This is a genomic window from Exiguobacterium sp. E17S (assembly GCF_057772545.1).
Map to the genome: position 1 here is coordinate 411,591 of NZ_JBYLRU010000001.1, position 12,876 is coordinate 424,466.

13 protein-coding genes are annotated in these 12,876 nt (G+C 47.9%); 7 read left to right on the forward strand and 6 right to left on the reverse strand.

Annotated features, from left to right (window positions below):
- Nucleotides 1–97 precede the first annotated feature (97 nt).
- Entirely contained in the window at nucleotides 98–1,810 is a 1,713-nt protein-coding gene (locus AC3B4V_RS02095; protein WP_488377618.1) for an ABC transporter ATP-binding protein, read from the forward strand.
- 124 nt (nucleotides 1,811–1,934) lie between these two features.
- Nucleotides 1,935–2,795, forward strand: a complete 861-nt coding sequence (locus AC3B4V_RS02100) for a DUF4003 family protein (RefSeq protein WP_195865433.1) — start codon at nucleotides 1,935–1,937, stop codon at nucleotides 2,793–2,795.
- A gap of 57 nt (nucleotides 2,796–2,852) precedes the next feature.
- Here AC3B4V_RS02100 and AC3B4V_RS02105 read toward each other — a convergent pair whose 3' ends face one another.
- Both AC3B4V_RS02105 and AC3B4V_RS02110 read right to left on the reverse strand, forming a co-directional pair.
- Nucleotides 2,853–4,100, reverse strand: a complete 1,248-nt coding sequence (locus AC3B4V_RS02105) for a lysine N(6)-hydroxylase/L-ornithine N(5)-oxygenase family protein (protein ID WP_488377619.1) — start codon at nucleotides 4,098–4,100, stop codon at nucleotides 2,853–2,855.
- 77 nt (nucleotides 4,101–4,177) lie between these two features.
- Nucleotides 4,178–5,308 carry a S1C family serine protease gene (locus AC3B4V_RS02110; protein ID WP_023467745.1) on the reverse strand — a complete coding sequence of 377 codons (1,131 nt, stop codon included), beginning with the start codon at nucleotides 5,306–5,308 and terminating at the stop codon, nucleotides 4,178–4,180.
- Between the two features lie 207 nt (nucleotides 5,309–5,515).
- Here AC3B4V_RS02110 and AC3B4V_RS02115 point away from each other — a divergent pair, with 207 nt between their 5' ends.
- A complete protein-coding gene (locus AC3B4V_RS02115) occupies nucleotides 5,516–5,866 on the forward strand; it encodes a DoxX family protein (RefSeq protein WP_488377620.1) in 351 nt (116 codons plus the stop codon).
- A gap of 38 nt (nucleotides 5,867–5,904) precedes the next feature.
- Here the strand turns inward: AC3B4V_RS02115 and AC3B4V_RS02120 are convergent, their stop codons facing one another.
- Nucleotides 5,905–6,669, reverse strand: a complete 765-nt coding sequence (locus AC3B4V_RS02120; protein WP_488377621.1) for an SGNH/GDSL hydrolase family protein — start codon at nucleotides 6,667–6,669, stop codon at nucleotides 5,905–5,907.
- A gap of 126 nt (nucleotides 6,670–6,795) precedes the next feature.
- Between AC3B4V_RS02120 and AC3B4V_RS02125 the strand changes: the two genes are divergently transcribed.
- The gene (locus AC3B4V_RS02125; protein WP_488377622.1) at nucleotides 6,796–7,716 is read left to right on the forward strand and encodes an ABC transporter ATP-binding protein; all 921 of its coding nucleotides are present in this window, start codon (nucleotides 6,796–6,798) and stop codon (nucleotides 7,714–7,716) included.
- Entirely contained in the window at nucleotides 7,709–8,707 is a 999-nt protein-coding gene (locus tag AC3B4V_RS02130) for an ABC transporter permease (protein ID WP_034785942.1), read from the forward strand. The genes AC3B4V_RS02125 and AC3B4V_RS02130 overlap by 8 nt, the downstream gene beginning before the upstream one ends.
- A gap of 36 nt (nucleotides 8,708–8,743) precedes the next feature.
- Here AC3B4V_RS02130 and AC3B4V_RS02135 read toward each other — a convergent pair whose 3' ends face one another.
- A complete protein-coding gene (locus tag AC3B4V_RS02135) occupies nucleotides 8,744–9,271 on the reverse strand; it encodes a P-loop NTPase family protein (protein WP_488377623.1) in 528 nt (175 codons plus the stop codon).
- A 507-nt stretch (nucleotides 9,272–9,778) separates the two neighbouring features.
- Between AC3B4V_RS02135 and miaA the strand changes: the two genes are divergently transcribed.
- Both miaA and hfq read left to right on the forward strand, forming a co-directional pair.
- A complete protein-coding gene (miaA, locus tag AC3B4V_RS02140; RefSeq protein WP_029341237.1) occupies nucleotides 9,779–10,705 on the forward strand; it encodes a tRNA (adenosine(37)-N6)-dimethylallyltransferase MiaA in 927 nt (308 codons plus the stop codon).
- 48 nt (nucleotides 10,706–10,753) lie between these two features.
- Nucleotides 10,754–11,002: an RNA chaperone Hfq gene (hfq, locus tag AC3B4V_RS02145; RefSeq protein ID WP_023467753.1), complete on the forward strand. Its 249-nt coding sequence runs from the start codon at nucleotides 10,754–10,756 to the stop codon at nucleotides 11,000–11,002.
- A 406-nt stretch (nucleotides 11,003–11,408) separates the two neighbouring features.
- Here the strand turns inward: hfq and AC3B4V_RS02150 are convergent, their stop codons facing one another.
- Both AC3B4V_RS02150 and AC3B4V_RS02155 read right to left on the reverse strand, forming a co-directional pair.
- Entirely contained in the window at nucleotides 11,409–11,813 is a 405-nt protein-coding gene (locus tag AC3B4V_RS02150) for a DUF2283 domain-containing protein (RefSeq protein WP_488377624.1), read from the reverse strand.
- Between the two features lie 28 nt (nucleotides 11,814–11,841).
- The gene (locus AC3B4V_RS02155; RefSeq protein ID WP_488377625.1) at nucleotides 11,842–12,813 is read right to left on the reverse strand and encodes a tyrosine-type recombinase/integrase; all 972 of its coding nucleotides are present in this window, start codon (nucleotides 12,811–12,813) and stop codon (nucleotides 11,842–11,844) included.
- Nucleotides 12,814–12,876: the final 63 nt, after the last annotated feature.

Below are 12,876 nucleotides of genomic sequence, written 5' to 3' on the forward strand. Positions count from 1 at the left end.
GAAAACTGTAATACCGTTTTTCAAAAAAACGAATAGGTAGAATGAGTATTTTCAAAAAAGTTCAAGTACACTAGAAGTACCCGAAAGGAGGCTACACATGTTACGCCGTTTTTATCAGTATTATATCCCGCACAAACGATTATTCTGGCTCGATTTCATATCTGCTTTATTCGTCGGGGTTTTAGAACTTGCTTTTCCACTCGCTGTCCAGTGGTTCATCGACTCCTTGTTGCCAAACGGTGAGATGAACTGGATCATCCTCGTCAGCGTCGGATTATTAGCGCTCTACATCATCAGTACGTTGATGCAATTCGTCGTCAACTATTTTGGACATAAGCTCGGGATCAATATCGAGACCGATATGCGTCGTCAACTGTTCAGCCATGTGCAGAAACAGTCGTTCCGTTTCTTCGACAATACGAAGACGGGGCATATCATGAGTCGGATCACGAATGATTTGTTTGATATCGGGGAACTTGCCCATCACGGTCCGGAAGATGCCTTCATTGCCGTCATGACATTGCTTGGTGCATTCTCGATCATGTTGACGATCAACGTGCCGCTCGCGCTCGTGACGATCATCGCCGTACCATTCCTGATCTGGCTGATCAGCTATGCGAACGTCCGGATGAATAAATCGTGGGACCGGATGTATGGTAACATCGCGGAAGTCAATTCACGCGTCGAGGACAGTGTCTCTGGTGTCCGTGTCGTTCAGTCATTCACGAACGAAGCTTACGAAATCGAGCGTTTTGAAAAAGACAACGCGACGTTCCGGCAGTCGAAGATCAATGCCTACAAGGTCATGAGTAAGAGTCTATCCGGCATTTACTTGACGACCCGTTTGATGACGCTCGCCGTCTTAGTCGTCGGTGCCTACTTGACGTATCGCGAAGCTTTAACGGCCGGAGAGCTCGTTGGATTCATTCTTTATATGAACATCTTGCTGAAGCCGATCGATAAAATCACCGCATTACTTGAGATGTATCCAAAAGGGATGGCTGGCTTCAAACGCTTCCTCTCGATGATTGATGAGGATGCATCGATTCCGGATGCGCCAGACGCACTCGTCGTTGATCGGTTGAACGGTGGTATCACATTCAAGGATGTCGCGTTCGGTTATGAAGCCGATCGTCTCATTCTAGAGAATATCAATCTGACAGTCGTACCGGGTCAGACCGTCGCGTTCGTCGGAACATCAGGGGCAGGGAAGACGACGATCTGTTCGTTGATTCCACGTTTTTACGATGTTCTAGATGGCGCAATCACGATTGACGGAATCGATATCCGGCAGATGACGAAGGAGTCTCTGCGACAACAAATCGGGATCGTCCAGCAAGATGTCTTCTTGTTCTCAGGGACGATCGCTGAAAACATCGCCTACGGTGATTTGAATGCGACGCACGAAGACATCGTGCAAGCGGCAGAACGTGCCCATCTCGGTCCGATGATCGCGGATCTACCTGATGGGTATGCGACACAAATCGGCGAACGGGGACTCAAATTGTCGGGTGGACAAAAGCAACGACTCGCGATTGCGCGGATGTTCCTCAAGAACCCGCCGATTCTGATTCTTGATGAAGCGACGTCTGCGCTTGATACAGAAACGGAAGCACTGATTCAAGAATCGCTTGCCGAACTGTCTGAGAACCGGACGACGCTCGTTATCGCCCACCGTTTAGCAACGATTCGAAATGCCGATAAGATTTTCGTCGTCACGAAGGACGGCATCGTCGAAGAAGGCTCGCATGATGAACTAATGGATCAAGGTGGTTACTTCTCCCGTTTGTTAGAGAGACAACGAGTTTGAATCGAATTGAAAGAATGAGAGGCGACGGACATGTTCTGTCGCCTTTTTTTGTTCGTCTAAAAATAAGGTTGTACAAGCCAATTTTAGGGAAAACGATTTATAGAAAAGAAGGCGAGGTGGAAGGATGTACGGTCAATTCTGTGAGAACTATGATGAGAGTTATCCCGTCTTGCGGGAAGAGACGTCACATGATTTCCATCGTTTTTTTGCACTGTCCTACACGATTCATGATACCGTTTTTGAACAAACTGTCTACGAACGGCTGATGCGGACGATCAAACATAAGACATCGCGTTTTTCAGCACTTCGGAGCCGCTATACACCGTTGCTCGTTGCCCATGTTCAATTGAATAGCACGGATCCCGATGTTCTCATCGAAGAAATCATCGTTGCGGAAAAGAAGATTAAACATCGTTTGATTCGTGATAAAGGAGTTCGCCCATTTTTTGCACTCAACGAAGTGCTGAACCGGCGACAAGGAATTGATGCGTTCCCTTATATGGAACGATTGCATGCGACACGACCTCATTTGAATGCCGCGAAACAGTACGTCGTGACATCGACCTTGCTTGAACAGCAGCCATTACCAGAGGAATTTTTAGAGCGTGTCGATACATCGGAAGAATGGCTCGCGCAATATATGGAACGGACGAGTGAACGTGTCATTACGGCGCAAATCTTAGCGGCGCATCCAGATCCTTCAGCGCAACAGGAACGAATCATTGCGTGGCGGGAACTGTTAGAGCGAAGAGAAATCATCATCTGGGATCGTTTAATGCCGATTCTTGCGTTACTGCCTACAATGGAACGTGTCGACTGGATTTACGTGACCCGGATCGTCGACCGGGAGCGGGCACGGAATCGATTTTCAGACGAGGTCAACTGGTTGATTGCCTTTCATTTGTTGCTTGCTAAAACAGGTGTGACACGAGTTCAAGCCACGTTATTATTGCTGGCTGCACTAGAGTTGACGAAAAAACCGTAAAACGAAAAACGAACGAGGAGTGGCGCGCGCCATTCCTCGTTCGTTTGGTTTAGTGACTTAATCGAACGTCGTAAACGTCGCATGTCGCTCGACCGGATACAGTTCCGTACCAGCGACCGCATTTAAGATCAACTGGTTCCGCGAGACGGACATCCCGAGATTATCCGCAGCCGGACCGTGTGACAGCTCTAAATTAGCAGTTGCGTAAAGATGATGGGCTGTCTCGACCGAACGCACGATTTGGTAGTCGGCATCGACTTTCCAGGCATTCGGTGCTTCGAACACGATATCAAGTCGGTCGATGAAGCTCGGAAGGGATGGCGAAAAACCAGTTGCCGCGATGACGGCATCTGTTTCAGACGAGCGCTCGTCCTCAAGTTCTTGATGTTGCATCGCAATCGTGAACCGCTCATCGTACGTAATCTCTTTTACTTCGAGATTTGCGCGGATCGCGACCTGTCGTTGTTCCTCTTCCGTCAAATCATAGAGATGGGCGTAGATCGATTGTAGGGTCTCCGGACTGATACCGTTCTGAGAGCGGGCGAACTTCTTGACCGATTCTTGACGTACTTCGAGTGGAAGTTGGTTGAAGTACGTGACGTAGCTCGGTGAAAAAATTTCTTCTCCGAGTTTGCCGGTCTCAAGTGTCTCAAACAGTGTCGAACGCGCGATCCACTCGAGTTCAGGACGCTCTGAAGCAGGCGTCGTCAAGAGATCAAGGAAAATCTCGGCGGCACTTTGACCGGAGCCGACGATGCTGATTTTGTTGCGCTGAAGTAAATCTGCCTTGTTCATGACATATTGCGTATTATGGGTGACGCGTTCGTCAAACGTATCCGGGATGGCGGGTTTTGACCCAGTGCCGATGACGACGTTTCGTGCTTCGAACGTTTCGCGTTTGCCGGTTAAGACATCTTCGACGAGGACTTCAAAACTATCACCGGTGTCTTGCACGTCGATGACGCGTGTCGAAAAGCGGAGATCTTCAAGTTGTGTCGCGACCCAGCGTAAGTAATCGTTGTAACCTTGTCTTGAGATCAGAAGTTTTTCATAGAAGTAAAACGTGTGGAGACGGTGAATCGATCGTAAGTAATTGAGGTAGGAAAACGAACTTGTCGGATCGGCGAGTGTGACGAGATCGGAGATGAAGCTCGTCTGCATCATCGAGTCCTGAATCATCATGCCGGGATGCCAGGAAAATTGTTCGCTTTCGTCAAAAAATAACGTCTTTAAATCTGTCGGATGCGCAAGTGCACTCAATCCTAAATTCATCGGACCAATGCCAATGCCGATTAAATCATACATAGAAAAAGCCTCCCAATTCGATATTGTTCTAAAACAATACCCGAAAAGGAAGGCGGACGAAACGTCAGGCTGAAGCTTTACAGCTGGTCGGTCGTCGTTGTTTTGGTTTCGACCGTCATCGTTTTCCCATCACGGATGATCGTCAAAGAAAGCGGTCCATCTGATTTGATCAGTGCCGTTTTGATGTCAACGAATGCTTTGATTTCGGAGTCATTGATTTTCGTGATGACATCACCTGTTTTCAGTTTAGCCGCAGCAGCTGGACTGTTCGGTTCGACCGACATGACGACGACACCTGTTTTTTGACTGTCTGGTAGTTTGACTTGATCTTTTAGATAACCGGCAGGGAACGCCGCGACGTCTTGTAAGGACACACCGAGCGTCGGATGCTCAACTTTACCGTTTGTTTCAAGCTGTTTGAGGATTGGTAATGCATCATCGATCGGAATACTGAAGCCGACACCTTCGACACCAGACTCAGCGATTTTCATCGAGTTGATTCCGACGAGTTGTCCTTGTTCATTGATCAAGGCACCACCCGAGTTCCCGGGGTTAATGGCAGCATCCGTTTGAATGACTGTCGTATTGAAGTCGTCTTGTCCGTCACTGTTCGTATCGACCGGTACGGTCCGGTCTTTCGAACTGACGATTCCGCGTGTGACGGAGTTTTGGAACTCACCGAGCGGGTTACCGATTGCGAGGACGGTTTGTCCGGCTTTTAAGTCCGCTGATTTTCCGAGTGTTATGACACCTGGAACATCGCTTGCGTCCACTTCAAGCACAGCTAAGTCATAGGTTTCGTCGCTACCAAGCAGTTTAGCCGAGAGCGTCTTGCCGTCATTCAACGTTACATCGAGTTTTGATGCCCCATCGACGACGTGATGGTTCGTAATGATGTATGCTTTACCGTCCTCTTTCTTATAGATGACACCGGACCCTGAACCAGCCGCTGCTTCTTGTTGCGACATCGAGTTGCCCGCTTGATAGTTCGTTACGGTCACGACAGATTTTTGAGCCGTGGCGACTGCGTTCGTCACCGGATCATTCGTCGTCGTTGAGACTTGTTTTGGCATACCATTTGAAAGTGGGGTATCAGCGACCTGTTGTTCTTGATCGAGTAGGATCGGAAAGGCAACCGTAGCCGTCAAGACCGCGCCAATGATGCCTCCAGTCAATCCAGGTAAAAGTGCTTTCGTTTTTCCAGCCATAAGTCATCATTCCTCTCTGTATGATTTCTGACTTCATCATAGCAAATGAAGCAATCTCTTCTCTGATTACGGGAGACATTCCGAAATGACTCATCATTCCCCATAATTCGACGACAATTTCTAAAAGTTGAGATAATCAGGTCAGTTCGATACACTGAAGCTGTCTCGAACATATATTTCATTAACAGAAAGAGAGTGTGGAACATAATGCTATTGCGTCTAGTCTATGGAGCAGGATTACTGTTTGCGGGAGTTGGTCATTTCCGTAATGAAAAGGGATTCGTCAGCATCATGCCGTCGTTCATTCCGTTCAAGCGCTTTTTCGTTCAAGTGACAGGTGTCATCGAAATCGCTTACGGTGTCATGTTGTTGACAGGTAAAGGGGTACACCTCGTTCGTAAGACGCTTCCTGCCTTCTTATATGCAGTCTTACCCGCAAACGTCAACATGGCAGTCAATCCGAAGCCGATTAATGGAAAACGTCTTCCGTCTTGGTTGCTTTGGACGCGGTTGCCGCTCCAATGGGGCCTCGTCGCACTTGCGAAACGTCTGAAATGAATCGGAACAAAAAGCCGCCTAAATGGCGGCTTTTATTGTTAGAAACGTTTGTTGACAGCAAGTAAAGAAGCTTTTGCGATCTCTTCGTAGGTAGAATCATTCGGGTGGAATTGATCACTCGATAAATCACGTTTGACGTCACGGACGAGATTGAATGTGTCGATGATCTCGACATCGTACTCGATACCGAGCGTCCGCGATTTTGCATTCCAATCTTGAACGATGGCATCGAATGCTTCACCGTTTTCCGTCGCGCGGAAAGGATTATAAAGCCCGACGTAGAAAATGACAGCATCCGGATTTTGTTCTCGTAGGATACTGAACGTCTTTTTCAAGTTCGCTTGGGCCGTCGTGACGGTTTCGGCTGTCTTCTTCGCATTGAAGTTTGCGACGCCTTCACCACGGTTGAATAAGTCATTTCCGCCAATCGTCACCGAGATGACTTTTGCTTGTTCGATTGAGCGTAGGACTTCTTTTTGTTTGAGTTGTTTCAGTAAATCTTCCGTCCGGGCACCACTGACGGCAAGATTCTGGAAGCGCTCGACCTTGTTATCTTTGACAAGATCGCGACCGACGATTGCGGCGTAACTATTGCCGTTTGATGCTCCGACACCACGTGTCAAGGAATCACCAAGCGCGACGTACGTCCCGCCTTTTTTGACAGGCTCTTCCTTCGTAGGTGTCAGGACGGCACGTTTTGGTGGGTTGACGACGTCACTATAGGCACTGACGAAGCCGTATCCAAAGATTGCCGTCAAAACGAGTGAGACGGTTAAAAACAGGGGCCAGCGTAATCGCTTCATGAACGTTCCTCCTTCTAGGTTCTAACCTGATTGTAGCAAAAGTTGAAAGAATGTGCGGAAATGAAGTGTTCTGACAAGTCAAATGATTCATTATTCCGCTAGAATAGACAATAAGAGGTGAGAGACGTGAAACCAACAGTGAAATTAGAGGGTGTAACAAAGGTGATCGGAAAAAAGACGATCATTGATAATATCTCGTTTGAGATTCAACCAGGTGAAGTCTTTGGCTTCCTTGGACCGAACGGGGCAGGAAAAACGACGACGATCCGGATGCTCGTCGGCTTGATCAAACCGACGTCCGGTAAAATCACGGTCTGTGACTTCGACGTCCGCAAACAGTTCGTCCAAGCGATGGAGCGGATTGGCTCGATCGTTGAAAATCCAGAGTTGTATAAGTATTTGACGGGTCGCGAAAATCTACAAGTCTTTGCCCGGATGTTACCGAATGTCGATGATGCCCGGATTCAGGAAGTCATCGATCTCGTTGATTTGACGGCGCGTGTTGATGATCAAGTCCGGACATACTCGCTCGGGATGCGGCAGCGTCTCGGAATCGCACAAGCATTACTCGGAAGACCAAGCGTCTTGATTCTCGACGAACCGACGAATGGTCTCGATCCGATGGGGATTCGGGATTTACGTCAATTCATCCGCCGGCTCGTCGAGGAAACGGGACTGTCGGTCCTCGTCTCGAGTCATATCTTGGCTGAGATCGAAATGCTTGCCGATCGAGTTGCGATCATGAGTTATGGCAAAATCGTTCAAGTCGGAACGGTCAAGGAACTGGTCGAGTCGCTCGCACCAGGCGTTGACTGGCGTGTCGATGATGCCTTTAAGGCAAATGAGATTTTATCAGCATCGGATCAAGTCCAAGTGTCCGAAGTCGTCGATGCGAATACGGTTCATACTTTGATGGATGCAAGCAAGACACCAGCGCTCAACAAAAAGTTGCTCGAAGCAGGTGTCGAAGTCTGGACGATTGAACGGAAAGTCCAAACGCTCGAAGATCTGTTCATCACGTTAACGGGAGGCGATCACATTGCGTAATCCGAACATGATCGGTCTCGTTCGAAATGAAGTGACGAAAATCGCTTCAAAACGTCGTTTTGCTGTCGTTGCGATCATTTTGATCGTCCTCGTCTCGATGTTTACGTACGCACAGTACCGAGACATCCAAGAACAGATCAAAAAGCAGGGAACGCTCGATTGGCGGGTTGAGTTACAACAAGACATCGTCGACACGCAGAACCGTCTTGCTTCCAGCAGTATTCAAGATGAGTTCCGTCAGTTTCTTGAGTTCGATCTGAAACAAAATCAGTATTATCTCGATAACGACATCAACCCGAACTATCCGGGAGCCCCGACGTTCATCCGGATATTCTTCTCGCAAGGATTGACGTTGATCTTACCGCTGTTCATCATCGTCATCATGGCGGATATCGTCAGTGGGGAGCAAAATGATGGAACGATCAAGACATTGCTGTCGCGACCGGTTCGGCGCTGGAAGATCCTGATGGCGAAATGGTTGACGGTGTTACTCTATACGTCGATGCTGATGGCATTGACCGTTGCCGTCTGTTACGCGATATCCGGGATCGTCCTCGGCTATGACGGATGGACCGCACCGATCTTGACCGGTTTCCAAGCTTCACCGAGCGGTACGTTCTCAACCGAGTTCGTGCATACGTTACCGATGTGGGAGTACCTCTTGATGGCAGTCGGTCTAGCGTGGATCGTCACAGCTGTCGTCGGAACGATCGCCTTGATGGTCTCTGTTCTCGTCAAAAACACAGCGACGGGGATCGGGATCATGATGGCAGTCTTGATTTCCGGTACGTTACTGACGACACTCGGTTCAAGTTGGACGAGCTCGAAATATCTCGTCAACGTCAACTTCGGACTGATCAACTATCTCGATGGACAAGCACCACCGATCGAAGGGATGACGCTTCCGTTCTCCCTTGCCGTCCTCGGTTGTTGGACGGTCGCGGCACTAGTCGTTGCGTTCTGGAACTTCACACAAAAAGATATGTATTAAGACGAACGGGTCCACCTATAGAGGGGGACCCGTTTTTCATGGCTGAAGCGACAAACGATCGTATGTCTCGATTATTTTTTGATACTGAAGTTGTGTCGATAACGAAGCATCTACTATCAGAATCGGGGAAATCGACTGGTCCATCTGATACTGGTGTTCTACGAACGTACCGATCATCGATGGGTCCGTCGCCGTGTGATACGTCCGGCACCAGTCAAGAAATTCATTGGAGCCCGTAAAATCTGGGTATCGTGCTTTTTCGCGCGCGATGAGTCGTTCCATCCGAACCGATTCGTCGAGCGACAGGAAGACAAGCAAGTCCCGATCGATGAAACCGTCCGGATGCCAGGCGAAGACAGAACCGGAGACGATGTAATCGTTGTAAGACATAAGATCTGCTTCATACATGGAAAAGCGCTCGGAGACGTCTCGCTTTTCAGTGAACGTCGTATCTTTCCACAGATAATGGTCGGTATCAATCCAGGGAATCTGTTCAGCTTGCCCGATGAAGGCGCCCAGTGTACTTTTTCCGGTACCTGATCCACCAATGATTTGAATACGCACGATAATCGGCTCCTTTCGTAATAATGTACCGGCACGCAGAACAGGCCCGGGCATGATGCCGGACCTGTCGCTTGGAAGAACGAATTCTCCCTATGTCGCCTCGTGCAAGCACAAGACATGGAATCGAGAGGCAGTGCCTCTAATAGGAAGCCGATGCAGGTCAGCCTCCGCGCTACGTACCAATCGTACTTTTATCATACTGATTCCAAGAATTGGTGTCAAACCTGCTCGAAAGGGTTTACAAACCGTTCAAACCGTCAAAAGAGAGAATAACGATGACTAGAGGAGGAACGACCATGGCAGATTGGGGCATCATGCTGACAGGTGTCGTCATTTGTGGGTGGTGCATCTTTAGTGCCATTTATGACGATTTCATCCGTCGCGTATAAGACGAGCAAGCAGGAACCGTCCAGAATGGGCGGTTTTTTTCATTGAATTTTTTAATCCATCGAAGTGGCTGTGGTACACTCGAATCAGAATGAAAAGATAGAGAATGGGTGAAGAAAAATGAAGAAACAACCAGTCATCGTCATCGTCGGACCGACGGCAGTCGGAAAAACGAAGACGGGCATTGAACTAGCCAAACGATTAAACGGTGAAGTGTTATCGGGAGACTCTGTGCAAGTCTATCAAGGCATGGACATCGGATCAGCAAAAGTGACGACCGAAGAGATGGAAGGGGTGCCGCACCATCTGCTTGATCTTGTGACACCGGACGACGAGATGAGTGTAGCGCGTTTTCAGACGGTTGCCCGAGCGACGATCGATGAGATCGCAAGTCGGGGTAAGCTACCGATCATCGTCGGTGGAACAGGACTTTATATCCGGTCGATTTTATATGATTACCAGTTCACCGAGCAGGCGGAAGATCCAGCTTTGCGTGCTGAACTCGAAGCGTACGCGGCGACGCACGGTGCGAATGCATTGCATGACCAGTTGAAGGAACTTGATCCGGTGCGCGCCGAAGCGATTCATCCGAATAACATTCAGCGGGTCGTTCGGGCGATCGAGGTCGCACGGACCGGTCAGACACAAACAACCGGTAGTAAGCCAGCACTTTATGAGAGTCTACTGTTCGTCCTACACATGGAAGACCGGGATCGCTTGTATGACCGGATCGATCAACGGGTAGATATGATGGTCGAAAGTGGGCTTCTTGAAGAAGTGGCGCGTCTTGACGCTGCCGGGTATCGTCAGACGAAGGCGCTACAAGCGATTGGTTATAAAGAGATGTTACCGGTCCTTGACGGGGCACCACTCGATCCTGCCGTCGACATGCTAAAACGAAACACACGACGCTTCGCTAAACGTCAATTGACGTGGTTCCGTCATCAATTTGATGGCGTTTGGGTGGATATGGGAAAGTTTTCATTTGAAGAAACGTTCAAAATTATCTATGATAGAACTGTAGAGTTTCTGAAAGCGGTTAAATAAGAGTTGCCCGAAGACAGAAACAGATAAAAAGAGGGGGCACGGGGAATCATGAAAGCGACATACAACATTCAGGACGTCTTTTTAAATCAATTACGGAAAGATGCAGTCCCGACAACGGTTTTCTTAATCAGTGGGTATCAATTACGGGGGCTAATCAAGTCATTCGACAACTTCACAGTCATTTTGGAGTCGGAAGGCAAACAGCAATTGATCTACAAACACGCGATCTCGACGTTCGCACCAGCGCGCAACGTGACGTTATATGAACAAGAAGAGACACAAGAAGTCTCTCGCTAATGAAAAAGACGACCGGGGGGTCGTCTTTTTTTGTATCGTATATCGATATTAGTCAATTTGTGTAAAAAATAACTTTCAAAATATGTTTTTTATTGGTATATTTAATTAGTCGAATAGTAAAGACGCGTTTTAACCCCACCGTATATGGTTAGCGCGTTCTTTTTTACGTTTTGAGAAATTACTGATCTTAATAAACAAAGCATCCTCTTGTAACCATAACAAGAGGATTTTTTACGTTAATAAACATAATTTTTATCATTATAGTAATTGTGTCACTGCCTTGACTCTCTCTTCATAACGTCGGATTAAGCTTTACTATATAAAATAAAGTTACTTCTTGTAGCGTTCTTCCTTCGTTATTTCACCCTGGAACACAGAGCACACCGCTTTGATATCAAAAGGAGCCTTATTTATAGGCTGGCTGAGCGAGCGTACGAAGAACGTCGACAGGGTACCGTTCTAAGTCGAGGATATCAAGTCCGATGAATCCGGTATGGTAGGGTTCAGCAAAGTAGAACGTAACGCCCTGAAGGTGACACGTACTTTTCGGAATCGTGTTTCGCAATCGGAGCGAGAAACGATCTGCTTGTTCCTCATAAAGGAATGCATCGGCATGAACGTCACGAATCAGATCTGCTTCCTTATCAAAAAATTCAATCCCGATGATTCGTCCCTCTTGATCAACGTCTACGCCAAGGAATGCATTTTCTTCTAGCTCGTCGGTGTCTTCAATTACGGGAGTAAATGTTTCTGGGAAGAGATATAGATATCCCATTTTTGCTTCTTGATCATAAGTCATTCGAATCGTCATGCATGTCACATCCAAGCTGATGAATTTTTTACAATAAAGGCGTCAGTTTCTCAACCGCTTCTTCATAACGTCGGAGTGAGACATCCTTATAAAGACACGTCTTCTGCAGACGTTCTTCTTTCGTCATCTCGTCCTGATACGTTTTTAAAATGAAACTGTTGCGTAACATCGACGGCGTCAAGATCCGTTTATTGTCCGACCGTTCATTCAGCTGACGCATCATCTTTGTGATCATGACGATCGACAATTGCTTTGGTGCATTCTTACTATAGACCCAGCGGAACGTCATCCGGGCGAAGTCGAAGGCGACGAAAAACGGATCGGTGCTGTGATAACGGGGGCGGACTGGCTCTGGGATCGTCTTCAAGTAACGCAACATGATATCTTGATCTTCCCGCTCGAGATGAAGCAGGTAACGATTACCGAGCCGGTCGTGAACGGTCATCTCTTGCTGGGCGAAATTGAGGTCATGCATCTTCAAACCAATGATGTGATGAACACGTAGACCATAACGATAAAACAACCGGAGAATCAGTTCGTTTCGATCGATTAAAAACGGACGTGCCTTCAATTGATGTTCTGTTAAGCCGCGATCGGATTGATTCGTCCGCACCAATTGCTCGTATTCCTTGAAGGAAGCGACATGTTTTGCCGTCAGTTCGTGCGTCGGTTGTGCGTATTCAATCAGCTTCGCTTTCGTTTGCCGGATCTGGTAATTGACTTGATTGATGACGGTGACGATTCGGGCGACCGTCGCTTGCTGGTAGAGTTTCTCTTCGATCAAGTACTCATTGATGAACGTCTTCCACGTCTCGATTGAGATCGCCTTGAAATCGTCGATCGTCTCGAGTGGTTGGTCGACATCGGTCATATAGCGATGGACTTCGATGAGATCATAGCGATAGCGCCGGACGGTCGAAAGTTGCCGTCCACTTGTTGTTAGATAAAACAGGTAGCGTTCAATGAACTCTGGAAGCGTATACGACTGTTCGCGTGCCATCGTTTTCCTCCCTTTCCTCATGGTGTTTCTTCCATCATAAACCGAACGGATGTTTCCTGTCCA

Excerpts from the sequence above, each read along its gene's own strand:
- AC3B4V_RS02095 (WP_488377618.1), top strand. The coding sequence starts at position 98 with ATGTTACGCCGTTTTTATCAGTATTATATCCCGCACAAACGATTATTC.
- AC3B4V_RS02100 (WP_195865433.1), top strand. The coding sequence starts at position 1,935 with ATGTACGGTCAATTCTGTGAGAACTATGATGAGAGTTATCCCGTCTTG.
- AC3B4V_RS02105 (WP_488377619.1), bottom strand. The coding sequence starts at position 4,100 with ATGTATGATTTAATCGGCATTGGCATTGGTCCGATGAATTTAGGATTG.
- AC3B4V_RS02110 (WP_023467745.1), bottom strand. The coding sequence starts at position 5,308 with ATGGCTGGAAAAACGAAAGCACTTTTACCTGGATTGACTGGAGGCATC.
- AC3B4V_RS02115 (WP_488377620.1), top strand. The coding sequence starts at position 5,516 with ATGCTATTGCGTCTAGTCTATGGAGCAGGATTACTGTTTGCGGGAGTT.
- AC3B4V_RS02120 (WP_488377621.1), bottom strand. The coding sequence starts at position 6,669 with ATGAAGCGATTACGCTGGCCCCTGTTTTTAACCGTCTCACTCGTTTTG.
- miaA (WP_029341237.1), top strand. The coding sequence starts at position 9,779 with ATGAAGAAACAACCAGTCATCGTCATCGTCGGACCGACGGCAGTCGGA.
- hfq (WP_023467753.1), top strand. The coding sequence starts at position 10,754 with ATGAAAGCGACATACAACATTCAGGACGTCTTTTTAAATCAATTACGG.
- AC3B4V_RS02150 (WP_488377624.1), bottom strand. The coding sequence starts at position 11,813 with ATGACGATTCGAATGACTTATGATCAAGAAGCAAAAATGGGATATCTA.
- AC3B4V_RS02155 (WP_488377625.1), bottom strand. The coding sequence starts at position 12,813 with ATGGCACGCGAACAGTCGTATACGCTTCCAGAGTTCATTGAACGCTAC.